The 26,379-nt window shown below is 49.6% G+C and carries 22 protein-coding genes, 1 tRNA gene and 1 pseudogene; 14 read left to right on the forward strand and 10 right to left on the reverse strand.

Annotated features, from left to right (window positions below; translation table 11 throughout):
- Positions 1 to 12: 12 nt before the first annotated feature.
- The 9 genes and pseudogenes from QOR82_RS02160 to rpmH form a co-directional block, all read right to left on the reverse strand.
- Positions 13 to 693 (reverse strand): annotated as a pseudogene (locus tag QOR82_RS02160) (response regulator transcription factor).
- A 123-nt stretch (positions 694 to 816) separates the two neighbouring features.
- Positions 817 to 2,319 (reverse strand): lysine--tRNA ligase, encoded by a 1,503-nt coding sequence (lysS, locus tag QOR82_RS02165; RefSeq protein WP_283583131.1) that lies wholly within the window; start codon positions 2,317 to 2,319, stop codon positions 817 to 819.
- A gap of 21 nt (positions 2,320 to 2,340) precedes the next feature.
- The gene (dusB, locus tag QOR82_RS02170) at positions 2,341 to 3,345 is read right to left on the reverse strand and encodes a tRNA dihydrouridine synthase DusB (protein WP_283583132.1); all 1,005 of its coding nucleotides are present in this window, start codon (positions 3,343 to 3,345) and stop codon (positions 2,341 to 2,343) included.
- Between the two features lie 84 nt (positions 3,346 to 3,429).
- The gene (gene mnmG, locus QOR82_RS02175) at positions 3,430 to 5,367 is read right to left on the reverse strand and encodes a tRNA uridine-5-carboxymethylaminomethyl(34) synthesis enzyme MnmG (RefSeq protein ID WP_283583133.1); all 1,938 of its coding nucleotides are present in this window, start codon (positions 5,365 to 5,367) and stop codon (positions 3,430 to 3,432) included.
- A gap of 16 nt (positions 5,368 to 5,383) precedes the next feature.
- Complete coding sequence (mnmE, locus tag QOR82_RS02180) at positions 5,384 to 6,727, reverse strand: tRNA uridine-5-carboxymethylaminomethyl(34) synthesis GTPase MnmE (RefSeq protein WP_408612903.1); 1,344 nt, start codon at positions 6,725 to 6,727, stop codon at positions 5,384 to 5,386.
- A gap of 197 nt (positions 6,728 to 6,924) precedes the next feature.
- Positions 6,925 to 7,743, reverse strand: coding sequence for an RNA-binding cell elongation regulator Jag/EloR (gene jag / locus QOR82_RS02185; RefSeq protein ID WP_283583135.1), 819 nt, complete (start codon positions 7,741 to 7,743; stop codon positions 6,925 to 6,927).
- A gap of 73 nt (positions 7,744 to 7,816) precedes the next feature.
- Positions 7,817 to 8,650 (reverse strand): membrane protein insertase YidC, encoded by an 834-nt coding sequence (gene yidC, locus QOR82_RS02190; protein ID WP_283583153.1) that lies wholly within the window; start codon positions 8,648 to 8,650, stop codon positions 7,817 to 7,819.
- A 24-nt stretch (positions 8,651 to 8,674) separates the two neighbouring features.
- A complete protein-coding gene (rnpA, locus tag QOR82_RS02195) occupies positions 8,675 to 9,013 on the reverse strand; it encodes a ribonuclease P protein component (protein ID WP_283583136.1) in 339 nt (112 codons plus the stop codon).
- Between the two features lie 123 nt (positions 9,014 to 9,136).
- Positions 9,137 to 9,283, reverse strand: a complete 147-nt coding sequence (rpmH, locus tag QOR82_RS02200; protein WP_283583137.1) for a 50S ribosomal protein L34 — start codon at positions 9,281 to 9,283, stop codon at positions 9,137 to 9,139.
- A gap of 502 nt (positions 9,284 to 9,785) precedes the next feature.
- On the opposite strand from rpmH, the gene dnaA reads away from it, so the two are divergent.
- From dnaA to QOR82_RS02270, 14 genes are all read left to right on the forward strand, one after another.
- Positions 9,786 to 11,117, forward strand: coding sequence for a chromosomal replication initiator protein DnaA (gene dnaA, locus QOR82_RS02205; protein ID WP_283583138.1), 1,332 nt, complete (start codon positions 9,786 to 9,788; stop codon positions 11,115 to 11,117).
- A gap of 173 nt (positions 11,118 to 11,290) precedes the next feature.
- On the forward strand, positions 11,291 to 12,433 hold the full coding sequence (dnaN, locus tag QOR82_RS02210) for a DNA polymerase III subunit beta (RefSeq protein WP_283583139.1): 1,143 nt from the start codon (positions 11,291 to 11,293) through the stop codon (positions 12,431 to 12,433).
- A gap of 230 nt (positions 12,434 to 12,663) precedes the next feature.
- Complete coding sequence (yaaA, locus tag QOR82_RS02215) at positions 12,664 to 12,882, forward strand: S4 domain-containing protein YaaA (RefSeq protein ID WP_283583140.1); 219 nt, start codon at positions 12,664 to 12,666, stop codon at positions 12,880 to 12,882.
- Positions 12,883 to 12,895: 13 nt separating this feature from the next.
- Positions 12,896 to 14,020, forward strand: a complete 1,125-nt coding sequence (gene recF, locus QOR82_RS02220; RefSeq protein ID WP_283583141.1) for a DNA replication/repair protein RecF — start codon at positions 12,896 to 12,898, stop codon at positions 14,018 to 14,020.
- On the forward strand, positions 14,017 to 15,969 hold the full coding sequence (gene gyrB, locus QOR82_RS02225; protein WP_283583142.1) for a DNA topoisomerase (ATP-hydrolyzing) subunit B: 1,953 nt from the start codon (positions 14,017 to 14,019) through the stop codon (positions 15,967 to 15,969). The genes recF and gyrB overlap by 4 nt, the downstream gene beginning before the upstream one ends.
- A 73-nt stretch (positions 15,970 to 16,042) precedes the next feature.
- On the forward strand, positions 16,043 to 18,508 hold the full coding sequence (gene gyrA, locus QOR82_RS02230) for a DNA gyrase subunit A (RefSeq protein ID WP_408612904.1): 2,466 nt from the start codon (positions 16,043 to 16,045) through the stop codon (positions 18,506 to 18,508).
- A 188-nt stretch (positions 18,509 to 18,696) separates the two neighbouring features.
- The gene (gene rpsF / locus QOR82_RS02235) at positions 18,697 to 18,993 is read left to right on the forward strand and encodes a 30S ribosomal protein S6 (protein ID WP_283583144.1); all 297 of its coding nucleotides are present in this window, start codon (positions 18,697 to 18,699) and stop codon (positions 18,991 to 18,993) included.
- Positions 18,994 to 19,034: 41 nt separating this feature from the next.
- Complete coding sequence (gene ssb / locus QOR82_RS02240) at positions 19,035 to 19,724, forward strand: single-stranded DNA-binding protein (RefSeq protein WP_283583145.1); 690 nt, start codon at positions 19,035 to 19,037, stop codon at positions 19,722 to 19,724.
- A gap of 29 nt (positions 19,725 to 19,753) precedes the next feature.
- The gene (rpsR, locus tag QOR82_RS02245; RefSeq protein ID WP_283583146.1) at positions 19,754 to 19,990 is read left to right on the forward strand and encodes a 30S ribosomal protein S18; all 237 of its coding nucleotides are present in this window, start codon (positions 19,754 to 19,756) and stop codon (positions 19,988 to 19,990) included.
- Between the two features lie 74 nt (positions 19,991 to 20,064).
- Positions 20,065 to 20,730, forward strand: a complete 666-nt coding sequence (locus tag QOR82_RS02250) for a histidine phosphatase family protein (RefSeq protein WP_283583147.1) — start codon at positions 20,065 to 20,067, stop codon at positions 20,728 to 20,730.
- Between the two features lie 51 nt (positions 20,731 to 20,781).
- Positions 20,782 to 22,812: a DHH family phosphoesterase gene (locus QOR82_RS02255; RefSeq protein ID WP_283583148.1), complete on the forward strand. Its 2,031-nt coding sequence runs from the start codon at positions 20,782 to 20,784 to the stop codon at positions 22,810 to 22,812.
- 5 nt (positions 22,813 to 22,817) lie between these two features.
- The gene (gene rplI, locus QOR82_RS02260) at positions 22,818 to 23,270 is read left to right on the forward strand and encodes a 50S ribosomal protein L9 (protein WP_283583149.1); all 453 of its coding nucleotides are present in this window, start codon (positions 22,818 to 22,820) and stop codon (positions 23,268 to 23,270) included.
- Between the two features lie 39 nt (positions 23,271 to 23,309).
- Positions 23,310 to 24,734 carry a replicative DNA helicase gene (gene dnaB, locus QOR82_RS02265; RefSeq protein ID WP_283583150.1) on the forward strand — a complete coding sequence of 475 codons (1,425 nt, stop codon included), beginning with the start codon at positions 23,310 to 23,312 and terminating at the stop codon, positions 24,732 to 24,734.
- A 64-nt stretch (positions 24,735 to 24,798) separates the two neighbouring features.
- Positions 24,799 to 25,989 (forward strand): MDR family MFS transporter, encoded by a 1,191-nt coding sequence (locus QOR82_RS02270; protein ID WP_283583151.1) that lies wholly within the window; start codon positions 24,799 to 24,801, stop codon positions 25,987 to 25,989.
- A gap of 158 nt (positions 25,990 to 26,147) precedes the next feature.
- On the opposite strand, the gene QOR82_RS02275 is transcribed toward QOR82_RS02270, so the two are convergent.
- Positions 26,148 to 26,220 (reverse strand) — tRNA-Lys (locus QOR82_RS02275).
- Positions 26,221 to 26,379 lie beyond the last annotated feature (159 nt).

Raw genomic sequence — 26,379 nt, forward strand, 5'->3', positions numbered from 1 at the left:
GCAAGAAAAGTTTTAATCTTCATTATTAGCCACCAAGCGGTAACCGATTCCGCGTTCCGTCCTTAGATCCTGCGCCAACTTGACGGTTGATAATTTGACCCGGAGCCGACTGATGTTGACGTTGAGGGTATTCTCATTCAGGTACTTGCCACCTTGCCAGAGCCATTCAAGAAGCTGTTCTTTCCTAACCGTGTGATTGAGGTGGCTAATCAAAACCGCGAGGAGGGCTCCTTCGGTCGGCGAAAGAGTGACGCTCCCGACTGAATTTGTTAACTCGTTGGTTAACCCATTCAGTTGATTATCATCCCAGCTTAACTTATCCGGATCATTATTCTGCTGCCGGCGGAGTAGTGCCTGGATTTTAGCCAAGAGAACCGTTGTTGAGAAAGGCTTCATCAAGTAGTCATCGGCACCAAGCGCAATAGCCCGGGTAATATTGACATCGATGTTTGCCGCCGAAATGACGATGATTGGGGCCTGACAATTCCGCCTAATTTCGTGAATCTAATAAAAGCCGTCAAAAGTGGGGAGGGTAATGTCGACGAGTATTAAGTCAGGAGCAGCCCCCGTTACCTCACTAGCAACCTGGTCCCAGTCCCGGACTGTTTCTGTCTTATACTTCCACTTTGCCAGGGCGGGCTTAACCATCTCAATAATTTCCTGGTTATCTTCAACGATAAAAACTTTTGCCAAGATAAGTTTCCCCTTTTCACCAGTGATAATTAACCAAATCATACCGTAAGGACAATGGCAAAACAACAATACTAAAAAAGACCCCGGCCTATACCGGAGTCAATAATTTAACTGAACAGGTGCCTAGTTGTCACCCTTATCAAGTGGCCGCATCGTTGGGAAAAGCAAAACGTCGCGAATGGACTTCGCATTGGTCATCAGCATTACCAGACGGTCAATCCCAACACCCAGACCACCTGTCGGCGGCATTCCGTATTCCAGGGCTTCAACGAAGTCCTCGTCAATCGGCTGGTACTCATCGTTACCTTCAGCGTGTTCGCGTGCTTCAGCTTCGAAACGTTCCCGTTGGTCAATCGGGTCGTTCAGTTCGGTAAAGGCGTTCGCGAATTCGCTGCCCACGATGTAGAGTTCAAAACGGTCAACGAAGCGTGGGTCTTCACGGTTCTTGTGCGCCAGTGGAGAAACTTCAATCGGGTACTTGTAGATGAAGATTGGTTGTTCCAGATTTGGTTGAACCTTGTCTTCAAAGAAGGCGTTCATGATGTGGCCAACCTTCCACCACTTCTCGTACTGGACATTGTTTTCGTCGGCCAGCTGACGAGCTTCATCGATCGTCATGTCTTTCTCGAAGTCGATTCCCGTGTACTTCTTGATTGATTCGGCCATCGTCATCCGGGCAAACGGCTTGCTGAAGTCAAGATCAGTCCCCTGATAAGTGATCTTCATGTCAGGGTTCATAACCTTCGCAGCTGCCTTGAAAATCCCCTCAGTTTCACGCATGACGTCTTCGTAGTCGAAGTAGGCCGCGTAAGTTTCCATCGTATCGAATTCTGGGTTGTGACGCTTGTCCATCCCCTCGTTCCGGAAAACCTTACCGAGTTCGTAAACCCGTTCAAAGCCACCGACGATCAGCCGCTTTAGCCGCAGTTCCGTAGCAATCCGCAAGTACATGTCGATGTTTAAAGCATTGTGATGGGTGATAAATGGCCGAGCGTCAGCACCTGAAGCAACGGTTTCCAAGGCCGGGGTTTCGACTTCTGTGAAGTGTTGACCATCCATGTAATTACGAATCGCCTTGATAATCTTCGTCCGGTCATGGAAACGCTTGAAGCTTTCCGGATTGGTAATCAGATCCAAGTAACGCTTGCGGTAAACCAATTCTGGATCTTGAAGACCGTGATACTTATCCGGCAGCGGCCGCAGTGCCTTTGTCAGGAAGGTCATCTTGCGCGCCCGAATGGTCAGTTCACCCACCCGGGTCTTGATAACATCCCCTGTCAAGCCCCAGAAGTCACCGATATCGGAGTCCTTAAAGACTTGGTAAGCATCTTCGCCGATAATGTCTTGCCGAACATAGATCTGAATCTTGCCACCGCGGTCAAAGAGGTCGGCAAAACTAGCCTTCCCACTACCCCGCTTAGCAATCATCCGGCCGGCAATCGTCACCATATTTTCCTGTTTAGCCAGTTCATCTTCGCTCAAATCACCAAATTCCTCGCGAATTTCACTAGACAGGTGGTCACGCTTAAATTTTTGGCCAAACGGGTCAATCCCCTCGTCGCGCAACTTCTTCATCTTGTCGCGCCGCACTTGCATTTGGTCGTTTAAATGTTCTTCCTTTGCCATTACAGCTCAGCCTCCAATAAACTAATTTTTTGCTTGTCGCTCACGTTGATAATCCTGAACCTTCACGAGCAATTCGTCAAATAGGCGGTCCATCTCCGCTTCCTCGGTCGCTTCCATCAATGCGGCCTTGGTCCGGGCAGAATGCGGGATCCCTTTGACATAATATGCCGCTTGGCCCCGGAATTCACGAACTCCGACGTAATCACCCTTCAGTTCGATCAGATCGTGCAGGTGTTCCTTAGCGATGCTGATCTTTTGTTCAGGCGTGGCTTCTGGCAGCAACTCGCCGGTTTCGAGGTAGTGGACCGTCCGCTTTAGCATCCATGGGTTGCCTAAAACCGCACGACCAATCATGACGGCGTTACAGCCAACTTCATCGAGCATCCGCTTGGCATCTTCAGGAGATTTGACATCCCCATTCCCCATGAATGGGATGGTCAAGGCGTCCGCCACTTCTTTTAAAACATTCCAGTCGGCGTACCCTGAGTAGAACTGCTTACGTGTCCGCCCGTGCATCGCAATGGCCGAAGCACCTGCCCGTTCTGCTGCCAGCGCATTTTTGACGGCGTAGACATGATCAGAGTCCCAGCCAATCCGCATCTTAACGGTAACCGGCTTGGAAACAGCGTCAACGACATAGGAAACCATCTCGTAAACCTTGTCTGGATCAAGCAGCCACCGGGCGCCAGCATCGGTGTTAACCACTTTGTTGACGGGGCAGCCCATGTTGATGTCGATGACGTCCGCATCAGTCTTCGTATCAACAAACTGAGCTGCCTGCACCAGGGTTTCCTTACTGCCGCCAAAAATCTGAATGCCCATCGGGTGTTCGACCGGGTCGACATTCATCATCGACAAAGTCTTCTTATTGCGGTACATGATGCCACGGTCCGAAATCATTTCACAGACCACGTAACCAGCCCCGAACTTCTTACAGATCACCCGAAAAGCCGAATTGGTAACCCCGGCCATCGGGGCGACCACTACCCGGTTGGGAATTTTGACATTGCCAATCTGCCACTCCATTGCATAACCTCCGTGTTGCCATAGCTAAAAAAATCGTATCATATGCCAATTCATCAATTCAAGTTATTTTTGGCTTACCAGAACTTATTTTTCATCTTTCTGAATCCGCGCCACATATCCCTGCTGCAAGTAAACACTCAAAATCGCCAGGTCAGCCGGGTTGACCCCGCTGATCCGTGACGCCTGGGCCATCGTCTCCGGCCGAATCTTTTCCAGCTTCTGCCGGCCTTCCGTGGCAAGGCCTTCGATTGCCTCATAATCCAGATCATCTGGAATCCGCTTGGCTTCCATCCGCTTCAGGCGCTTGACACTGACCATTTCCTTCTTAATGTAGCCCGCGTACTTCAACTGAATTTCAACCTGTTCAATCACCTGCCGGCTTAACTTTTCCGCTGGTTGATCGATAAATTGCAGCAGGGTCTGGTAGTCAACATAAGGCCGCTTTAAGAAGTCGGCCGCCGTCACCGCATCCTTCAGCGCGTGGTCGCCATGCCGTTCGATAAATTCATCTACTGCTTGGCCCGGCTTAATCCGGACGTTTTCGAGGCGCTTAATTTCAGCAGCCACTTGCTGCTTCTTTTCTTCCATCTTCTGGAAGCGCTCGTCGCTGACCAGGCCAATCTGATGGCCCTTTTCCATCAACCGGAAATCAGCGTTATCGTGCCGCAAAATCAACCGATACTCTGCCCGGCTGGTCAGTAAACGGTACGGCTCGTTAGTCCCCTTCGTGACCAGATCGTCAATCATCACCCCGATATAGGCATCAGAACGTTTCAGTACGAAGGGCCCCTTGCCCAGCGCCCGGCGTCCGGCATTAATCCCGGCAACCAGGCCTTGTCCTGCAGCCTCTTCGTACCCGGATGTCCCGTTGGTCTGGCCGGCCGTGTAGAGATTCTTCACCAGCTTGGTTTCCAGAGTCGACCGCAACTGGTATGGTGAAACCACGTCGTATTCGATGGCGTAACCAGGCCGCATCAGCTGGACATCTTCCAGTCCTTTGACGGAGTGCAGCATCCGCTGTTGGATTTCCTCTGGCATCGACGTTGACAGACCATCGACATACCATTCGTCCGTCGTCCGGCCTTCCGGTTCAAGGAAGATTTGGTGGTGATCCTTATCCGCAAAGCGGACGATCTTATCTTCGATCGACGGGCAGTAACGCGGTCCTACGCCCTTAATGACGCCGGAGAACATTGGTGCCCGGCCGAGATTGTCGCGAATGATCTGATGAGTCGTGGGGTTGGTGTAAGTCAACCAACAAGAGATTTGGTCAGAAATGGACAGGTAGGCGCTGTCTGGCGTGTCGAAACTGAAGTGGTGTGGCGTTGTATCCCCGGGCTGTTCTTCCGTTTCATCGTAATGAATCGTGTTCCCGTTAATTCGCGGCGGCGTTCCCGTCTTGAAGCGCTTCAGCTCAAAGCCCAACCGTTCCAAACACTGGGACAATTTAACGGCCGCCTTCGAGTTGTTCGGACCCGATTCGTATTGCAATTCACCGATGATGATCTTCCCACGGGCTGCCGTCCCCACGGTCAAAACAACGGCTTTGGCTTGATAACGGGCCCCGGTATTAGTGATCACTCCCTGGCAAACGCCATCTTTGACAATCAATTCATCAACCGTTGCCTGGCGTAGGGTCAGGTTAGGCGTCTCCTCAATCGTCTTTTTCATCTGCATGTGGTAAGCGTGCTTATCGGCTTGTGCCCGCAGAGCACGAACCGCCGGGCCCTTCCCGGTATTAAGCATCCGCATCTGAACGTAGGTGGCATCGATATTCTTGCCCATTTGACCGCCGAGAGCGTCGATTTCCCGCACAACGATCCCCTTGGCGGGGCCACCGACAGACGGGTTGCATGGCATAAAGGCAACCATCTCCAGACTAATCGTCACCAGCAGGGTCTTGTTTCCCATCCGGGCCGCCGCCAGCGCCGCCTCACAGCCCGCATGACCGGCACCAACCACAATCACATCATAACTGCCGGCGTCGTATTGGACCACCGTCCCAGTTTTTTTCTGTTCCATTTCTCTAATGCCTCCATTACTTTCCCAAACAGAATTGACTGAAAAGCTGATCAATCAACTCGTCCTGGTAACTGTTACCGGTAATTTCACCGAGCAAATCCCAGCTGCGCCGTAAATCAATCTGAACCAGGTCGACCGGCATCCCGTCATCGATACCAGTCAAGACGTCATCGAGAGCCGCCTTTGCTTTCTTCAACAGAGCAATCTGTCGGGCATTGGTAACCATAACTTGATTTTGGCTAGATTCAATCCCTTCATTAAAGAAGAGGTGGCTGATCGTGGTCGCCAGTTGGTCCATCCCCTGGTTGGTAATAATTGAAGTTGTGATCAACTCATCCCCATCCAGGTAGGACTTTAAAAGGTCCATATCTATCTTCTGTGGCAAGTCAGTCTTATTCACCAAGACAATCCGTTGCTTGCCCTGGGTGGCCGTGATCAATTCATGATCCTCAGCCGTCAACGGAGCCGATCCATCGATCAAGAGGAGAACCAGATCCGCCGTGTTGATCGCCTTTTCACTCCGCTCCACGCCGATTTTTTCAACTTGATCATCCGTCTTGCGAATGCCGGCCGTATCGATCAGTTTGAGCGGTACTCCCTTGACGTTGACGTATTCCTCAATGACGTCCCGGGTTGTCCCGGCCACGTTAGTGACGATTGCCTTGTCCTCATGCAAGAGGGCATTGAGCAAACTCGACTTGCCGACGTTCGGCCGCCCGATAATGGCGGTCGCCAGGCCATCCCGCAGGACCTTCCCCTGCTTGGCGGTGTCGAGAAGCTTGATCAATTTTTGACGGAGACTGGTAGCGTGGTCTTTCATCAGCTTTGTCGTCATGACTTCGGCGTCATCATACTCGGGATAGTCGATGTTGACCTCGACCTTTGCCAGGACATTGAGGATCTCTTGTCGGAACTGCCGGATCAACCGAGATAGGCTCCCATCCAGTTGATTGACTGCCACCTGCTTAGACTTATCTGTCTTAGCCCGGATGATGTCCATCACCGCTTCGGCCTGGGAGAGGTCCAGGCGTCCATTTAGAAAGGCACGCTTGGTAAACTCACCCGGCTCTGCCATCCGGGCCCCGTTAGCGAGGAGCAGTTCCAGGATCTGGTTAGTCACTAGCAAACCCCCATGGCAATTCACTTCGACAACGTCTTCCTTAGTGTAAGTCTTAGGGGCCTTCATCACCGAGGCCATCACTTCGTCCAACTCTTCACCTGTTTCTGGATCCACGATGTGACCATAGTTAATTGTGTGACTTGCGACCTTGCTTAAATCGCGGCCTTTAAACAAACGGTTGACGACCGGGATGGCCTGATCGCCACTGACCCGAATGATCGAAATTCCGCCTTCCCCCATCGGGGTAGCAATCGCAGCGATAGTCTCTTCCCCAGCTGTAGCATTCAACACCGGTTCCTCCTCTCAAGAATCCAAAGAAAAAAGTGCCAATCCCAGCCACTGGTAATCCAGTAAGATGGTCAAAGCACTTTCACTACTCTAACGTTATCTTAAATTTTCCAAGTTCATTGTACGAAGCAGTTTCGCCAATGTCAACATTAATTGCTTGGCGCCACCACAACGCTACGAAATGGTTCACGGCCGTGGGAATAAGTCTTTACCTTTGGGTTATCTTCCAGGAGGCGGTGCATTTCTTTACGCTCCCGTGCCGGCATCGGGTCGAGGAAGACCGCCTGGCCAGTAGAAATTACTTCCATCACACAGCGGTCAGCAAGCCGTTTAATCGCCTTCTTGCGCCGCTCACGGTAATGGGCCGTATCCAAAACCAATCCCGGGTCGTGAACTCCCTGATAGTTAAGATAGGCAGTTCCCAATTCTTCTAAAGCGTTGATTTGGCGACCATGGTAGCCGATCACCGCCGACGACCGTTTAGTTTTAATTTCGATCGTTAAATTGTGGGCCCGCAGCTGGTTGACTTGCGCCGTTGCGGGGATCCCCAACTCGCGCAAAATACTTTCGAGATACTGACAGCAGCCCTGAGCCGCCTTCCGCATCTTCTGGAGATTGCGGCGGTGGTTTGCTTCCGCGCGTTCCCGTTCCAGTTCTTGGGGATCCTTTTCAGCCGGCCGCGCCGACTTATGGGGAGAAGTTGTCTGCTTTACAGCTCGCGGATGCGTCACACTTTTGGGTTTTACTGCTGAACGCTGGGAGTCATGCCCGGCTTGGTGTTTAGCAACTTTTGGCACCGGCTTGGTTATCGGTTCCGCTTCGATAATTGCGGGGCGGCGACCAATCCCCAGGAAGCCACGTCGCGCTTTTTGTTTCACCCGAATCGTCAACATTTCCTGGGAAATATTAAAATGTTGGGCTGCTAATTGTTTCGCTTCTTCTAGCGTGTGCGCACTAAATGACTCCATCTTATTCTCCCTTTCCGTCCACTAAACTAAAGAGAGGCTGGAAAATCCAACCTTTTCCCAGCCTCTGATCTCATTAATGACGGCGATGACTCCGCAAGGCTTTGCGCTTAGCGCGAGCAATCTGCCGTTTCTGTGCTTGTTGCGCCTTCTGTCTTTCTTCACGTTCCCGATTAATTTTGAACGGGTTTTGAATTAACAGGGTTTGGACCACTTGGAAGGCGTTGGTCACAACCCAGTAGAGAGTGATAGCTGACGAGAAACCAAGGGCCATAAAGAAGACCATAATCGGCATCCCCCAGGTCATCACAGTCGTCATCGAGTTCTTTTCTGGCATCGATGCCGTACTGAGCCACGAACTAATTAAGGTAAAGACCGCCGCCAGAATTGGCATAACATAATAAGGATCGGTGTGCCCCAGTTGCAGCCACAGGAAGCTTCCGGACCGCAACTCTGAGGTCCGCCAAATTGCCTGATACAATGCCCACATCACGGGAAGTTGGATCAGTAATGGCAGCATGGAAGCATAAGGATTAATTCCCGCTTTGCGGTAGAGATCTCGCTGTTCTTCCTGCATCTTCATCATCGTCTCACGATCCCGGGACGAGTACTTCTTTTGCAGGGCTTTTAACTGTGGGGCCATCTCTTGCATCTTAACGGTTTGCTTCGTCTGGTAATACATCAGCGGCAACAAAATGATTCGGATGATGATCGTGAAAATAATGATCCCCATCCCGTAACCGCCGAAGTTGTGAGACAGCCAAATAATAAAGCGAGAACAGTTATATAGAATAAAGTGATCCCAGAGCCCCTTGCTGTGACTTGTGATCGGGCCGTTCGAGCAGGCTGTCAACAGCAAAGTCATCCCCATGATCCCTACTAAACTGAGGGCCCGTTTAAGGCGTTTCATGCGTGATTTCAAAACGTGTTTCTCCTAATCAATCAGTTTAGCCAGTTTAAGAGCGTGAACTAAGTTGCGCTTGGTTTCTGCCATCGATAAACCGTCAGCAGAGGGCCGCGCAATCACTAGAAAATCCACATCAGTTTTCAGCTGTGGCTTGACTTCTAATAAAGTCTGCCGAATGCGTCGTTTGACCCAGTTCCGGTGCACCGCGTTACCAATTTTTTTACCAACTGAAATGCCGACCCGGAAATGCTTTTGACCCGGTTTTTGCATTTGGTAAATGATGAATTTATGGTTAGCCACCGAATTATGAGTCTCAAACACTCGTTGAAATTCTTGTTCTTTTTTTACACGGTACGATTTTCGCATTTTCGTTCCACCCGTTAAACCACTGCAACAAAATAAAAAAGAGCATGGCAAGTCAACGGCTACAACTATGGTTCATTGCAGCACAATTGCTTGCCGTGCCCTTTTGGTTAAATCGTTAAGTCCTTAGGCCTTAACCGTTAATACCTTGCGGCCTTTTTGACGGCGACGTGCCAGCACCTTACGACCGTTGCTGGTACTCATACGTGCGCGAAAACCGTGTACACGAGCACGGTGACGCTTCTTTGGCTGAAATGTGCGCTTCATTGCCATTTTTTGTGGCACCTCCTTATATCGGTGTTTGCTCTGTGACGCCCCAAAAAACGGGCGCACTCATAAACATACTTTTGTATTGTATCACAGTTCCTAAGCACTTTAAACCACTAAAAATAATTGCTTTTTTTTACTTATCCACAGTTTCCACAAAATAATCCACAGCGTTGTTTTTTTTACCCTACTTTTGCAAAGTTTTCCACACGTTTTTAACGGGCTTGTGGATGATCCACACCCCTGTGATTTGCATTATCCACATGCTTGTGGATAACCCGGTGGATAAGTCAAGAATGGCGTCAGGCCAATAATAGTTGTCAACTTTTGCCTGTGTAAAAGTGCTATTAATTACTGGATTTTCCACATTTCGACACCATTGTGGGCTATTTACACGCACCGTTGTGTACATTGTGGGCAAAATTTTTTAGGCCTGTGGAAAACTCTATAAAGGAATGCTAGAATACCCTTTGGTTTTATTATTTTATTCTCTGAAGGGGGTACTCTCGTGACTGAGCTTAATGCCCTATGGCAAGCAATTCAGAATCACCTACGTGATATTTACGGAAAACCGACTTACAAAAACCTTATCACCCCGGCAAAAGTCGTTTCCCTCCACAACAATTTTTTGACCATCGAACTGCCTAACAAATACATCCAAAAATTTTGGCGAGAAGAAGTCGATCCTAAAGTAAAGAACGTTCTCTACCAACAAACGACAACCAATATTACCCCGGAATACATTGTTACCAACGAATTAGCAAATGAAGAAGCAAGGCCAAGTACTCCGGTCAATAATCTGCCGACATATAAGGAAGAAACTCCTTTAAATCCTGAGTACACTTTTAAAAACTTCATTCAAGGCCGCAGCAATGAAATGGCCTACGCCGCCGCTTACGCTATTTCCGATAATCCCGGCAAGGTCTACAATCCCCTTCTAATTTACGGTGGTGTCGGTCTCGGAAAAACCCACCTGATGCAAGCAATCGCCAACAACATGCTCGAACATAATCCAGCAGCACGCATCAAATACGTAACAAGCGAAAACTTCATTAACGACTACGTCAACTCCATTAAAAACAATAGCCAGGAACAATTCCGTCAAGAATACCGTAACCTCGACGCCCTCCTGGTCGACGACATTCAATTCTTTTCAAAAAAAGAAGGGACGCAGCTCGAGTTTTTCAATACCTTTAATTCATTGCACGATAATAGCAAGCAGATTGTCCTGACAGCTGATCGGTATCCAAAAGAAATTCCTGACATGACAGACCGGTTAGTCTCCCGCTTTGTCTGGGGACTATCAGTAGAAATTGCTTCGCCGAACCTCGAAACACGAATCGCCATCCTACGCAGCAAGGCCGAAGAAGAGAACATCCAGGCACCTAACGAAGTCCTAAATGCCATTGCCAGTCGCATTAACACTAACGTTCGGGAGCTTGAAGGTGCCTTGATGAAAGTGAAAATCCTCGCCCAGATGAAACACGAACCGATCACCCTCGCCCTCACCCGTGAAGCCCTGCAGGGCATGGCCACGGAAAGTGAAGACGAAGGAGTCGACATCGATACCATCCAAAAGCGGGTCGCGGCTTATTACAAAATCAACCAATCTGACATAACCGGTCGAAAGCGCACTAAACAGATCGTCGTCCCGCGCCAAATCGCTATGTACCTATCACGCGAACTGACCAACGACTCTCTGCCACAAATCGGAAAAGCCTTCGGGGGCAAAGACCACACTACCGTCCTGCACGCAATCGATAAAATCGAGAAGCAGCTCAAGGACAACCAAACATTGCAAGACGATATCCAAGATCTTAAAATGGATCTACAACGCTGATTGTTGACAACTAACTATTTTTCCACCACTTATCCACAGGTTATCAACAAGCTAAATGCTTACTCAGCTGTGGCCTGGCCAAACTTATCCACAAGATTTACAAGGCCTACTACACCTACTTTTTATATTAATTATTAATGTATTTACTAACAGGGAAACAAGGAGTGTCCTAAATGAAATTTACAATTAACCGTTCAGCATTCATTGAACAACTCAATAATGTTTTAAGGGCGATCTCTTCAAAAACAACCATTCCCATCTTAACTGGGTTAAAGATGGTCGTAAGCAAAGACGACATTACGTTAACTGGCAGTAATGCTGACATTACTCTTGAAAGTAAAATATCCATTCTTGATGATAAATATGCATTAAAGATTGACAAACCTGGTGCAATTGTTTTGCCAGCACGGTTCTTTAATGAAATCATCAAAAAACTTCCTGATGATACTGTAACCATTACAGTTACAAACAATTTTGAGGCCCAGATTACCTCCGGTCCGGCCGAATTTAAGATCAATGGTCAGGATGCCAACAATTACCCGCCATTGCCAGAGGTGGAGGCTGAGCAAACGATTGAGTTAGCACCGGATATGCTGCGGGAAGTTATTAGTCAGACAGTTTTTGCCGTTTCTAACCAAGAAAATCGCCCAATTTTAACGGGAATTCATATTACCCTGTCAAATAAGCTTTTGACTCTGGTGGCAACTGACAGTCACCGTTTGGCACAACGGCAAGTGGAATTGGCTGACGATAACAGCCAGGCCTACGATGTGGTGTTACCGGGAAAATCATTGACGGAATTATCCCGGATGATCAGCGATGAAAAGGATAACGTCAAACTGCAGATTGCCGATAACCTGGCGCTGTTTAGTTTTGGCAATACTCACTTCTATTCCCGATTGCTGGATGGTAACTATCCAGAAACCAGTCGCTTGATTCCAACGACTTCAGACACTCAGATCGAATTGCAAGCTGACCAATTCCTGGCTGCAATCGAGCGGGCTTCTTTGCTGTCACACGAAAGCCGCAATAATGTAGTCGAACTTTCCTTAAACCCGGCCGAAAACAAGGCACAGATCAGCGGTGATTCACCTGACGTTGGTTTTGTGGAAGAAGCCGTGGCTAACAGTCAACTGAGCGGAAAAGAACTGGAAATTTCCTTTAACCCGGATTACATGAAGGATGCGCTGCGTTCCTTTGGTAAGGCAACGATTACGATGTCATTCACATCCCCGTTGCGGCCGTTCACCTTGGTCCCAAGCGGCGATGAGGACAACAACTTTGTCCAGCTGATCACCCCGGTGCGGACACGCTAAAAGGATTGAAATTTCAATTGATTATGGCAAGGCCTGGTGCCTTGCTTTTTTTATTTTCTCAAAACTGCTAAAACGACATGAGAGCGCATTATATCTTTTTTGCTGGTCGAAGGTGATATTTGCCTTAAATGGCCTATTGCTTCCTGAGGGCCACGCAAGGGGCATTAGATTTGTTTTTGCCTCTGAAAAACGGTATAATTGAAATGTTAAACGGAGAAGTAGGTGATTAAATGGCAGATACAAAAACGGTGACAATCAATGGTGACTTTATTACCCTTGGCCAACTCCTCAAAGAAGCTGGCGTGATCCCGACTGGCGGGGCAGCCAAGTGGTTTTTAAAGGAACATCAGGTCTTAGTGAATGAACAACCAGAGGATCGACGTGGTAAAAAATTGCGGTCGGGCGACACAGTGACCATCCCCGAGCAGGGACAATGGACGGTTCAATAAACGGGGTGGTGGCTTGTTTCTTGAAGAATTGCAGCTGCATAATTTTCGAAACTATGCCGATTTAAAGGTCCATTTTCATCCTGGCATTAATATCTTTATCGGCGCCAATGCCCAGGGCAAGACCAATTTGATGGAAGCCATCTATGTGTTAGCGCTGACGAAGAGTCATCGGACGGCCAACGATCGTGAATTGATTCGCTGGCACCAAAAAAAAGCGACGATCACCGGTCGGGTTAAGAAGCGTCTCGGGAGTCTTCCTCTCGAAGTGCAATTTAGTGGTCGCGGTAAACGGGTACAACTCAATCACCTTTTTCAATCCCGACTTTCGACCTATGTAGGATCGTTAAATGTCGTTTTATTTGCGCCAGAGGACTTGGCGATTGTTAAAGGAGCGCCAGTTGTCCGGCGCCAATTTATGGATACCGAGTTTAGCCAAATGAGCAGCCAGTATCTTTACCAATTGAGTCGTTACAATCAATATTTGAAACAGCGGAACCAGTATCTAAAGCAGCTCAAGTACCACCAGCAAAGTGACCAGGTCTTGCTGGGGGTTTTATCTGACGAGTTAGCTGCCGCGGGAGGGCAATTGATTGCCTTGCGTGCGACGCTGCTTCAGCAACTAGAGCACTGGGCGGCTGATCTTCACCACCATATTTCAACGGCGAAGGAAGACCTGACTTTTAAGTACGTCAGTCAGGTCGATGTGGGGGAAGATCAAACAGCCGCGGACTATGAACGTCAGTTACGGGAACGCTACGCGAAAAGCAAGGACCACGAGATTGAACTAGGGACGACTTTGAGCGGGCCCCATCGTGATGACGTTCATTTTTTCGTTAATGGGGCCAATGTGCAGAGTTTTGGTTCTCAGGGCCAGCAGCGGACGACGGCACTCTCCGTCAAATTGGCCGAAATTGACCTTATGAAGTCGCAAACGGGAGAATATCCCCTGTTGCTGTTAGACGATGTGCTGTCAGAATTAGACGATGAGCGGCAAACACATTTATTGACGGCAATCCAGGATAAAGTCCAGACCTTTTTAACCACCACCAGTTTGAGTGGGGTTGCCAGGCAATTGATCAAGCAACCGACGATTTTTAATATTGCGGACGGACACGTGAAGAAGGAGGAAACACAGTGAGCGAAAGTGAAAAGGAACAGGAAAAAAAGGCAGAGCTGGGTAGTGAGTACGATGCGAGTCAAATCCAAGTTCTGAAGGGTTTGGAGGCTGTTCGGAAGCGCCCGGGGATGTATATCGGCAGTACGACGTCGCAGGGTCTTCATCACCTAGTTTGGGAAATCGTCGATAACGGGATTGATGAAGCACTTGCTGGTTTTTGTGATGAAATCAACGTGGTAGTCGAACCCGACAACAGCATCACCGTTGTTGACAATGGCCGGGGGATCCCGGTCGATACCCAGAAGGAAACCGGTAAGCCTGCGCTGGAAACGGTCTTCACAGTGTTGCACGCCGGCGGAAAGTTCGGTGGTGGCAGTTATAAAGTATCTGGTGGTCTGCACGGTGTGGGGGCGTCGGTTGTTAACGCTCTTTCAGAAGAACTGGACGTTTACGTGACCCGGCAAGGCAAAGAATACTATATGGATTTTGAACGGGGCCACGTTAAGACTCCGATGAAAGTCGTCAAGACAGGAATCCCCGAGATCCAACACGGGACGCGGGTTCACTTCAAGCCGGATCCGGAATTATTCCGGGAAACAACGACTTATAACATCAAGACTTTGACCGACCGAATTCGTGAACTGGCTTTCCTGAATAAGGGGCTCAAGATTACGATCGAGGACAAGCGCCCTGAAAAGGCTACGAAACAAGAATTCCACTTCGAAGGCGGAATTCGCCACTATGTTGAATTTCTGAACAAGAACCATGAGGTGCTCTTTAACCCACCGATCTACGTTGAAGGCAAGTACAAGGGCATTACGGTTGAAGTGTCACTGCAATACACCAATGACTACCACAGTGAGCTGCTGACCTTTACTAATAACATCAACACCTACGAAGGCGGGACCCACGAAACTGGCTTTAAGACGGCTCTGACCCGGGTGATCAACGACTATGGCCACCAGGCTAAGATCCTTCACGATAATGAGTCGCTGTCTGGGGAGGACGTCCGGGAAGGGATGACGGCTGTCGTCTCGATTAAGCACCCCGATCCCCAATTTGAAGGGCAAACGAAGACCAAACTCAGTAACTCTGATGCTCGGACGGCGACGGACCACATCTTTGCCGAAACCTTTAACCGTTTCCTGATGGAAAATCCGGACACCGCCCATAAGATCGTTGACAAGGGTTTGCTAGCTTCTAAGGCCCGTGACGCCGCTAAGCGGGCACGGGAAGTAACGCGGAAGAAGAGCGGCCTGGAAATTAGCAGTCTGCCGGGTAAGTTGGCGGACAATACCAGCAACGACCCGAATATCTCTGAATTGTTTATCGTCGAAGGGGATTCCGCCGGCGGTTCTGCAAAACAAGGCCGTTCCCGGCTGACTCAGGCGATTTTGCCGATTCGGGGCAAGATTTTGAACGTGGAAAAGGCCAGCCTTAACCGGGTTTTAGCTAATGATGAAATCCGGTCGCTATTTACGGCCCTCGGCACCGGCTTTGGGGAAGATTTTGATATCAGCAAGGCTAATTACCACAAGCTGATTATTATGACTGATGCCGATGTTGACGGGGCCCACATTCGAATTCTCCTTTTGACGCTGTTCTACCGCTTTATGCGGCCGATGATCGAACACGGCTACGTCTACATCGCTCAGCCGCCGCTGTACCAGGTTCGCCAGGGTAAGTTCGTCAAGTACGTTCAATCCGACGAAGAATTGGAAAAAACGGTTAATGCGCTGCAGCCAACGCCTAAACCCGTAATCCAACGTTACAAGGGGCTTGGTGAAATGGATTCGGACCAACTCTGGGAGACAACGATGAATCCGGAAAATCGGCGCTTATTGCGGGTTAAATTGGATGATGCGGCGGCAGCCGACAAGATCTTCCCGATGTTGATGGGAACCAAAGTCGCTCCGCGGCGGAAGTTTATCGAGGATAATGCGAAGTTCGTTGAAAATCTGGATCTGTAAGAGCTAAAGGAGGAACACGAAAGTGGCTGATGAAGACACAAGCCGGATTACCGATACTAATCTGACGAGTCAAATGAAGAATTCGTTCCTGGACTATGCAATGAGTGTCATCGCTGCCCGGGCACTGCCGGATGTTCGTGACGGCTTGAAGCCGGTGCAACGGCGGATTCTTTACGGGATGAATGAATTAGGCGTTACTCCGGACAAGCCTTACAAGAAGTCCGCCCGGATCGTCGGGGATGTTATGGGTAAATTCCACCCCCACGGTGATTCGGCCATTTACGAAGCCTTAGTGCGGATGGCCCAGGACTTCTCCTATCGTTATATGCTGGTCGATGGACACGGGAACTTCGGGTCGGTCGATGGCGACAGCCCGGCAGCAATGCGTTATACCGAAGCTAAGATGAGCCGGATGTCCGTAGAAATGCTGCGGGACATTAACAAGGATACGGTTGACTTCCAGGACAACTACGACGGGACCGAGCGGGAACCGACAGTGCTGCCGTCTCGCTTCCCTAACCTGTTGGTAAACGGGGCTTCTGGGATTGCCGTGGGGATGGCGACTAATATTCCGACCCATAACCTGGGCGAAGTGATCAGTGCCATTCACATGTTGATGAAGAATCCAGACGCGACAACCGAAGAACTGATGAAGGTCTTGCCGGGACCGGACTTCCCAACCGGTGGGGTAGTCATGGGCAAGTCGGGCATCCGCAAGGCTTACGAAACTGGCCGGGGGACCATCGTCGTTCGAGCCAAGGTCGACATCGCCGAAAAGAAGAGCGGGCGTCAGCAGATCATTGTCCACGAAATTCCTTACATGGTGAACAAGGCTAAATTGATCGAACGGATTGCGGAACTGGCCCGCAACAAGGAAATCGAGGGCATCACCGGGGTCAATGACGAAACTGACCGTGAAGGGATGCGGATCGTCATCGATGTGCGGCGGGACGCCAGTGCCGAGGTCATCTTGAACAATCTCTACAAGATGACCCTGATGCAGACGACTTTCAATTTCAATATGCTAGCTATCGTGGATGGCGCACCGAAGATCCTGAGCTTAAAAGAAATGCTCACTTACTACCTCCAGCATCAAGAGGACGTGGTGCGGCGCCGGACCGCATTTGACCTGAAGAAGGCCCAGCGGCGGCTCCATATCGTCGAAGGCTTGCGGATTGCTCTCGACCACATCGACGAAATCATCAGTATCATCCGTAATTCGCAGACGAGTGAAGTGGCCAAGGACCAATTGATGACCAAGTTTGGCCTCTCTGATCGACAATCACAGGCCATTCTGGATATGCGGCTGGTTCGTCTGACCGGTCTGGAACGCGAAAAGATCGAGGACGAATACAAGAAATTGACCGCGGCTATCGCTGACTATAAGGACATCTTGGCTCACCAGGAACGGATCAACCAGATCATTTATGACGAACTGATGGAGATCCAGAAGAAGTTTGGCGACAAACGACGGACAGAATTGCAGGTCGGCGACATCACCAGTATCGAAGACGAAGACCTGATCGAAGAACAAGACATTGTCATCACTCTGACTCACAAGGGCTACATCAAGCGTCTGCCGGTAGATGAATTTAAGTCCCAGAATCGTGGTGGCCATGGTGTCAAGGGAATGGGTGTTCATAAGGATGACTTTATTGAAGAATTGATCTCCAGTTCGACCCACGATCTGCTATTGTTCTTCACCACTTCCGGCAAGGTCTACTCGATGAAGGGCTATGAGATTCCTGAATACGGCCGAGCTGCCCAGGGGATTCCAATCATCAACATGCTGGGCATTGACAGCAAAGAAAAGATCAGCAACGTGATTAACGTTGCTGGCGGCAGTGACGACGATGTTGATGACAAATACCTCTTCTTCACAACCGTCAAAGGGGTTGTCAAGAAGACACCCGTCAGCGAGTTTAAGAACATCCGCAGTAATGGCCTGAAGGCGGTCAACCTGCACGACGGGGATGAGTTGATGAACGTCAGCATTATCGATGCTGGCCAGAACATGATCATCGGAACTCACGAAGGCTATGCTGTCAGCTTCAACTCCGATGATGTCCGGTCGATGGGCCGGGCCGCCGCCGGGGTGCGGGGAGTTCGCTTACGCGATTCTGATTATGTCATCGGGGCGGCCCCGTTGAAGGCGGACAGCAAGGTCTTTACTATCAGTGAAAAGGGCTATGGTAAGCAGACCCCGGCCAGTGAATACCCAATTAAGGGTCGTGGCGGTAAAGGGATTAAGACAGCCAACGTTACTGCCAAGAATGGTGCCCTGGTTGGCTTAACCACGGTCGAAGGCGATGAAGACATCATGCTGGTTACTGATAAGGGGATTATTATCCGCTTCGGTATCGAAACCGTTTCACAGACGGGTCGTTCAACGATGGGGGTTCGTCTGATTAAGCTGGATGACAATTCCCAGGTTGCTACGATGACCAAGGTTGCCAAGGAAGATAGCGATGATGATAACCAGTCTCAGCCATCCGCTGATACTGAACAGGCGGATGCCACTAAGGCAAATCCAGAATAATAATTAGTGTTTTTTCCCGGGAAACGGCGTATCTATTTATTAGTACCGCATCCCGGGATTTTTTGGTGACGCTTATTGTAAATTGGTTGATGCTATGTTATTATTTTTATCTGTGAGTATACGTAATAACGTCTACTCTCCTTGCTCTTCCCTGTGGGAGAGCCAGAGACCATGAGGAGGTGTAAATAATGGAAACACGCAAATACGAAATTACTTACATCATTCGTCCGGACATCGAAGAATCTGCTAAGTCTGACCTGGTAGACCGCTTTGACAAGGTTGTTACGGACAATGGTGCTACGCTTGTTGAATCAAAGGATTGGTCAACTCGTCGTTTTGCTTACCCGATTGCTAAGTACACGGAAGGTACTTACCATGTGATGACGCTGACGACTGACACTGACCAACCGCTGAACGAATTCGATCGTTTGGCTAAGTTCAGCGACGACATTCTGCGTCACATGATCGTTAAGCTGGATGCTTAAGATCAGCTACGGGAACACATTTTTGAGAGGAGTGGATGCCGATGCTTAATCGTGCAGTTATTACTGGGCGTTTGACCAGAGATCCTGAGGTGCGGTACACCAACAACGGAACTCCAGTGGTTTCTTTCACTCTCGCCGTGGATCGTCAGTTCCGGAACCAACAAGGGGACCGGGACGCGGACTTTATTAACTGCGTCATTTGGCGTAAGTCCGCTGAAAATTTCGCTAATTTCACCCATAAGGGGTCATTAGTCGGCTTAGACGGGCGGATCCAGACGCGTAACTACGAAAACCAGCAGGGTCAGCGCGTTTACGTAACCGAAATTGTTGTTGACAACTTCGCGCTTTTGGAACCACGGGCCCAAAATAATGGCAACCAGGCTGGTGGCTTTGGCAATGGCCAGGCTTACAGCGGCGGTAGCAACCGCAACAATTATAACGGTGGTAACAATCAACAACGTTATAATGGTGGCCAGCAGGGTGGCAGTAGTTACGGCAACAACGGTGGCTTTGCTGCTGGCGGTTTTGGTGGCGATCAGCTCAACAACAATGAACCAGTCCAAATTAATGACGATTCATTGCCGTTTGCCAATAACGCTCCCTCTCAACCGGCTCAGAATGATCCCCAAGCCAGCAATGGCACGGCAGATGACAATTCTGCCAAGAAGGATCAGGATAAGTCCGATTCCGATGATAATTTAACTAATTCAGAGGATAATTTACCGTTTTAAATTAATACAAGCGGACAGGAGGTAATTTCATGGCTCAACAACGTCGTGGTGGCCGTCGTCGTCGTAAGATCGACTTCATCGCCGCAAACCACATTGATTACATTGACTACAAAGACACTGACTTATTACGTCGGTTCATTTCAGAACGTGGCAAGATTTTACCACGTCGGATTACTGGTACTAGTGCCAAGAACCAACGCAAGCTGACGATCGCTATCAAGCGGGCACGGATTATGGCTTTGCTGCCATTCGTTGCCGAAGACTAATCGTCATTTTAAAGTGGAAAGAGAGTTGCGACCCAGTCGTGGCTCTCTTTTTATGTGTATAAGGGAGCTTGAAAATGGAAAAAGAAATTTACTTGGTGCGTCACGGGGAGACGCTTTTTAATTACTTTTACAAAATGCAGGGTTGGAGCGATACGCCCCTAACGAAAAAAGGTGTTGCCCAGGCCCAACGTGCTGGCCGCGAACTCGCCCAGGTTCCCTTTGACCTTGCCATTGCTTCCGATCTTGGCCGAGCAGTCCACACCTGCCGGGAGATCGTCAAGCTGAACCGTAACGCTGATCAGCTTCAGATTCAGGAAATGCCAGAATTTCGTGAAGTTTATTTTGGCAGTTTTGAAGGGATGGACGGCGATTGGGTAGAGCGGCAGATTTTTGCCAGTCACATGGACTCGATGTCGGGCTCCGAAGCCCCCTTCTTCCAGAGTGGCTTTAAAAATATCCTGAAATTTACCAAGGAGGCCGACCCTTACCACGTCGCTGAGAACTACGACGATTTTTGGCGGCGTCTTGATCCCGTCTGGAGTAAATTGCGGAAATCTCCGGCCAAAAAAATTTTGGTGGTCAGTCATGGCTTGGCAATTCGGCTGATTGCAGATCGTTACGGAGATGGTCACTTTGACCTGGTCAAGGGCGCTAATGGAGCGATTACTCGCTTGATTTTGACAGATGATGATGTGCAAGTGAAAACTTACGCTGAAATTCATTTGCCAGACTCAGAATGAAGTCGCTGATGTGATATCATATGATGGTATAGACACGGGGGAGGTGAAACGATGAAGGACTTTTTCAATGGTGACCGCTGGCTCTTGTTTGTTCGCGATGGTGCGGTGCGGGCTAACGCGATCTTTTTGCTGTCCCTGTCGATCATTAGTCTGGTGATCGCTTTTAACCTCAACTGGGTGATCGGACTCATCATGGTAGTTTTCTTAGCGGTGGGGCTCTACATTAGTTTGAATCAGCTTTATAAGCTGCGTGATGACACTAATACCTACCTCAGTGATTTGACTTACCAGTTAGAACGGGGCCAGCAGGAAGCCCTCCTGGATATGCCCTTGGGGATGATCACGATGGACGACCACGAGATGGTCAAATGGATCAATCCTTACATGGCGAAATACTTTAAGCTCGAGACTGTCGTCGGCAAGCCGCTGAGCGACGTTGATTTTAAACTTGCCAAGCTGGTCAAAAAATACCAGCAGGAAAAGCAGCCGTTGATCGTTTCCTGGAAGCGGCGCCGCTTTGAATTCTTGGTGCAGGAACGCTTTCACACCATCTACTTGATGGATGTCACCAGGTACCAACAGATCGAGGAGCGCTACAAGAACGAGCGCGTCTTCGTCGGGCAAATTTACCTGGATAACTACATCGAATTAACCCAGGGGATGAACGACTCCGAGGTTTCCAACCTCCACAACTACGTCACGTCTGAGATCAGTAAGTGGGCGAAGGTCAATCACCTGTTGATGAAGGTGATTGATGACGATAATTACCTGATTGTGGGTTACCAGCGCTCTTTGGACAGCTTGGAAAAAAAGAAGTTTAAGATTCTGGATGTCATCCGCAACAACACGACCAAACAAAATTCGCCAGTGACACTTTCCGTCGGGATTGCATACGGCGAACATGACTTGATGAAGATGGCCAACACTGCTCAGCAAAACCTTGACCTCGCTCTGGGGCGGGGCGGGGATCAGGTCGTCGTGCGAGCGGAGGATTCAGAGGCCCGCTTCTATGGCGGTAAGACCAACCCGATGGAGAAGCGGACGCGGGTCCGGGCCCGGATGATTAGCCAGGCCATGCAGGAACTGATGGCCGAAGCCGACCAGATCTTCGTGATGGGTCATAATAAGCCCGATATGGATTCGATGGGGGCTTGCCTGGGGATCCGGCGCATCGCTTCGATGAATAGCCATAACTGCTGGATCGTTCTCGATACGGAGCACGTTCATTCCGACATTGCTCGTTTGATGTTGGAGATCAACAAGTATAAGGATATCAAAGACCATATCATTACACCAGACGAAGCGATGGCCAAGGCCACTAGCAAGAGCTTGTTAGTGATGGTCGACCACTCAAAGCCGAGCATTTCGATTTCGCCGAAACTCTTCCAGCAGCTGCAGAACCGGGTGATGATCATTGATCACCACCGGCGAGGCGAAGAGTTTCCTGAAAACCCTCTGCTGGTTTACATTGAACCCTATGCCAGCTCGACTTGTGAGTTGATTACGGAAATGTTTGAATACCAGCCGCGCGACAGCGAGTCGTTGAACAAACTAGAGGCGACGACGATGCTAACGGGGATCCAAGTGGACACGAAGTCCTTCACTCAGCGTGCCGGCACCCGGACGTTTGATGCCGCCAGCTACTTGCGTTCTGCCGGGGCGGATGGGCTCATGATTCAACATTTTATGAAAGAAAATCCAGATAGTTTCCTAAATCGGAACCATCTCATTTCAAATGTGAAGTTCATTAATGATAGAATGGCATTGTGTGTTGGTGAGGACAACCAAAGCTATGACCCAGTAACGGCAGCTCAGGCCGCCGATATGCTCCTGCAAATGGACGGGATCGACGCCTCATTTGTCATCACGAAGCGTGCTGACAATGTGATCAGTGTGTCAGCTCGCTCGATGGGCGACTTTAATGTGCAATTAGTGATGGAAAAAATGGGTGGTGGCGGCCACCTCTCTAATGCGGCAACGCAAATTAAGGGTAAGACGGTCAGCCAGGTTCGTGATGAGCTGGTTGACCTGTTAAACCACAAGGAAGATTCTGATTCGGATCTAGAAACAACAGAGGAGTGAGAAGTATGAAGGTTATTTTTGTAAAAGACGTTCGTGGTCGCGGCAAGCGTGGCGAATTAAAGAAAGTTTCTGACGGTTACGCCCAAAATTACTTGATCAAACGTGGCCTGGCCAAGGCTGCTACGAAGTCGGCTATGAGTGAACTCCACGGTCAGCAACGGGCCGCAGAAAAACACGAAGCCGAAGAATTGGCCAACGCTAAGGAAATGAAAAAGAAGCTGGAAGATGACAAGACAGTGATCGAGCTGAGCGCCAAGGCCGGAACGGACGGCCGGATCTTCGGTTCCATCTCCAGCAAGCAAATTGTGAAAGCACTGAACAGCCAGTTTGACCTAAAGCTGGACAAGCACAAGATCCAGCTTGCCGCCCCGATCAAGGCGACAGGCTACGTCAGTGTTCCCGTGAAGCTGCACCACGACGTGACGGCCAACATCCGGGTTCACATCGCCGAAAAATAAGCAGGAATTGCTTTTAATTGAAAGGAGGTCGAACCGATAATGGCAGACGAACAGCTGGGTACTGTCGGCAGTAGCGCACCGCAGATGCCGAATGATCCAGAAGCTGAACGAGCCGTCCTCGGGTCGGCTTTTTTATCGGATGATGCTTTTAAGCAGTCGTTGGAATTCTTGACGGCCAAGGATTTCTACCAGCGCAATCACCAGATCATGTATCAGGCGATGATCAACCTGGATGACCGGGATGAAAAAATCGACCCGATCACGATTCGCGACGAATTGCGCAGCGAAAATCAGTTGGCCAACGTCGGTGGGATTAAATACGTGGCAGAACTAGCCGCCGCGGTTCCAACGGCTGCCAACGTGGAATACTACGCTAAGATTGTCCGGGACAAGGCGACGTCCCGGCGCCTGATTGAAGCGGCCCAGAAGATCATCGACCAGTCTTACGAAGGCAAAGATTCGGTTGCAGACTTGACCGATAGTGCCGAACAATCAATCATGCAGGTGGCCGAAGCCCAGAATACGGGGGGCTTCCAGAACATGAACGACCTGGTTGATTCTTCCCTTAACCACATCGAAGAATTGACTAAGGATCACAGTGACGTGACCGGGATTTCGACGGGCTATAAACAATTGGACGAGATCACGACCGGTTTGCATCCGGATGAATTTATCGTCATCGCGGCTCGGCCGGCGATGGGGAAGACGGCTTTTGCCCTCAACCTTGCCCAGAATGTCGCAATCCGGGGCGAAGATACCGTTGTGGCCATTTTTAGCCTGGAAATGGGGGCGGAGTCATTGGTTGACCGGATGCTGTGTGCGGAAGGACGGATCAATTCACAGCACCTTCGGACCGGGAATTTGACCAGTGAGGAAGTCACCAACCTCTGGAATGTTTCGGGGACCCTAGCTAACACTCGCATGTTCATCGATGACACTCCCGGCATCAAAGTCAGCGAGATCCGGGCGAAGTGCCGCCGCCTGAAAAAAGAGCAAGGGGCACTGAGTTTGATCGTTATCGATTATTTGCAGCTGATCGAAGGTGGCAACGCCGAAAACCGTCAGCAAGAAGTCTCGATGATTTCTCGGCAGCTCAAGAAACTGGCCAAGGAACTCAGTGTGCCAGTCATTGCCCTGTCGCAGCTATCCCGGGGGGTCGAGCAGCGACAAGATAAGCGGCCGGTGTTGTCCGATATTCGGGAATCTGGTTCAATTGAGCAAGATGCCGACATTGTCAGTTTCCTCTACCGGGATGATTATTATGATCGGGATGATAACGAGGAAGATCCCGATGAGGATCAGCCAGTTAGCGAGGATGATCAACCGAGTGTCAGCCAGGTTGAACTGATTATTGAAAAGAACCGGAGCGGTCCGCGGGGAACGGTCAACTTGATGTTTAACAAGACCTGCAATAAGTTTGTTCCGCAAGACTTGGGCAGGAGTATTGAGGAAAATCAACAGTAGTAATGACAGCGCAGGAGTGAGAGCTTCCGGGCTGTTCTTTTATGGGAAAGGGGGAGCTCACGCTATGCGAACCAAAAAGGATGAACTGCAGCTGCATTGGTTGCTCTTGGGGGCTTTTTTAGCGAGCATCGGCAATAGTTTTGTGTGGCCGTTGACGACAGTGTATGTGCATAATCAATTGCACCAATCCTTGACGGTTTCAGGGATCGTTCTGCTTTTTTACTCGGGGACCAACGTGATTGGCTCCTACATCGGAGGAACGCTGTTTGATCGCTTTAATCCTCAGCATTTGACACTGGGGATGGTTATTTTCGAAATCATCATGATGGGCGTTTTGATGTTTCAAAATGGTTGGCCCGCTTACCCGCTCCTCTTGCCGATCGTTGGTTTTATCAACGGTTGGCTGATCACCATGCTGAATTCATACGGGACGCGGATTCACTCTCACGATGGCCGAACCGTCTTCAACCTCATCTACTTCGCCAATAATTTCGGGATGATGATCGGAACCGCTGCTGTAGGGCCCCTTTATGCGGCCAGCCATAACCATGTGGGCCCGCTCTTTGCGGTAACTGGAGTCATGTATATCATTTATTTCTTCGTGGTCTGGTTCTTCTACCGGGTGCCACAGCTGACACAGACCCACAAGACGAACAAGACGGCTCGGGTGGAGATCAGCTGGCCTAATAAGTTGATCTGCTGGTCGTTTTTTGTTGGTATTGCAATCGTCTGGATTGCTTACAGCCAGTGGTCGAGCAACATGTCGGTCTACATGACAGGAATGGGGATCTCATTGACTCTCTACAGTCTCCTGTGGACTGTCAACGGCTTTCTGATTGTTGTCTTCCAGTTGCTCCTCAGCTGGCTAAATCGCTACTTGACCAATCCCTACCGGATGATCTACTTTGGTCTGCTGACGGTGGCAGCATCGTTTGCGATTTTGCTCTTCGCGCGGCAGTACCACTGGTTCGTCATTGGGATGGCAGTCTTGACCCTCGGTGAAGCAACTGCTTTTCCGACGATGCCGGCTGTGATCAATGAATTGACACCTAACGAGGAAAAGGGACGCTACCAAGGGCTCTTTAACGGCTGGTCCTCGGTTGGAAAGGCCCTGAGCCCGGTCGTCGGTGGCCTATTGATCAGTGCTAGCTCTTACAAAGTAATGTTTTTGTGCTGTTTGCTGGCCATTCTGTTGGTCCTGACCGTGGTCGTCTGGATCTGTGAAACCAATCGCAAACGGGCCGATCAGTATTAAAAAGCAAGCTAGAAAAGTAATAAGCGCTCCGGATGACCAAGGACGAGCATTGCCCGTCGTAAGCCGCCTGGGGCGCTTATTTTAATGAAAGCCCTGGAAAGAACCCAATTTGGGGCTCTGAGAGTATAAAAAAAGCACCGCCAAAGCGATGCATATAATGGGCAGTCAGGGGATCGAACCCTGGACCCACGGATTAAGAGTCCGTTGCTCTGCCAGCTGAGCTAACTGCCCATGTCATATTGACAACGGTTATTATAATATCAACTTATCAGGCTTTTTGCAAGCATTTTTTAAAATTTATTGTCAACTTTTGCGACGAATTGTCAAACTAAGTGCAACGGTTCTTCAAAAAATATCTCAAACGGTGTTTGATAGTTTAATATTTTTCTA

It is taken from the genome of Limosilactobacillus difficilis, assembly GCF_947387495.1.
Taxonomy (GTDB): domain Bacteria; phylum Bacillota; class Bacilli; order Lactobacillales; family Lactobacillaceae; genus Limosilactobacillus; species Limosilactobacillus difficilis.

Bases quoted from the DNA above. Each gene is read 5' to 3' on its own strand.
- dnaN (WP_283583139.1), top strand. From the start codon at position 11,291: ATGAAATTTACAATTAACCGTTCAGCATTCATTGAACAACTCAATAAT.
- mnmE (WP_408612903.1), bottom strand. From the start codon at position 6,727: ATGGGGGAAGGCGGAATTTCGATCATTCGGGTCAGTGGCGATCAGGCC.
- rpmH (WP_283583137.1), bottom strand. From the start codon at position 9,283: ATGGCAATGAAGCGCACATTTCAGCCAAAGAAGCGTCACCGTGCTCGT.
- QOR82_RS02250 (WP_283583147.1), top strand. From the start codon at position 20,065: ATGGAAAAAGAAATTTACTTGGTGCGTCACGGGGAGACGCTTTTTAAT.
- yidC (WP_283583153.1), bottom strand. From the start codon at position 8,650: ATGAAACGCCTTAAACGGGCCCTCAGTTTAGTAGGGATCATGGGGATG.
- jag (WP_283583135.1), bottom strand. From the start codon at position 7,743: ATGGAGTCATTTAGTGCGCACACGCTAGAAGAAGCGAAACAATTAGCA.
- gyrA (WP_408612904.1), top strand. From the start codon at position 16,043: ATGAAGAATTCGTTCCTGGACTATGCAATGAGTGTCATCGCTGCCCGG.
- rnpA (WP_283583136.1), bottom strand. From the start codon at position 9,013: ATGCGAAAATCGTACCGTGTAAAAAAAGAACAAGAATTTCAACGAGTG.
- mnmG (WP_283583133.1), bottom strand. From the start codon at position 5,367: ATGGAACAGAAAAAAACTGGGACGGTGGTCCAATACGACGCCGGCAGT.
- lysS (WP_283583131.1), bottom strand. From the start codon at position 2,319: ATGGCAAAGGAAGAACATTTAAACGACCAAATGCAAGTGCGGCGCGAC.
- yaaA (WP_283583140.1), top strand. From the start codon at position 12,664: ATGGCAGATACAAAAACGGTGACAATCAATGGTGACTTTATTACCCTT.
- rpsR (WP_283583146.1), top strand. From the start codon at position 19,754: ATGGCTCAACAACGTCGTGGTGGCCGTCGTCGTCGTAAGATCGACTTC.
- ssb (WP_283583145.1), top strand. From the start codon at position 19,035: ATGCTTAATCGTGCAGTTATTACTGGGCGTTTGACCAGAGATCCTGAG.
- QOR82_RS02270 (WP_283583151.1), top strand. From the start codon at position 24,799: ATGCGAACCAAAAAGGATGAACTGCAGCTGCATTGGTTGCTCTTGGGG.
- rpsF (WP_283583144.1), top strand. From the start codon at position 18,697: ATGGAAACACGCAAATACGAAATTACTTACATCATTCGTCCGGACATC.
- QOR82_RS02255 (WP_283583148.1), top strand. From the start codon at position 20,782: ATGAAGGACTTTTTCAATGGTGACCGCTGGCTCTTGTTTGTTCGCGAT.
- rplI (WP_283583149.1), top strand. From the start codon at position 22,818: ATGAAGGTTATTTTTGTAAAAGACGTTCGTGGTCGCGGCAAGCGTGGC.
- dnaB (WP_283583150.1), top strand. From the start codon at position 23,310: ATGGCAGACGAACAGCTGGGTACTGTCGGCAGTAGCGCACCGCAGATG.
- dusB (WP_283583132.1), bottom strand. From the start codon at position 3,345: ATGGAGTGGCAGATTGGCAATGTCAAAATTCCCAACCGGGTAGTGGTC.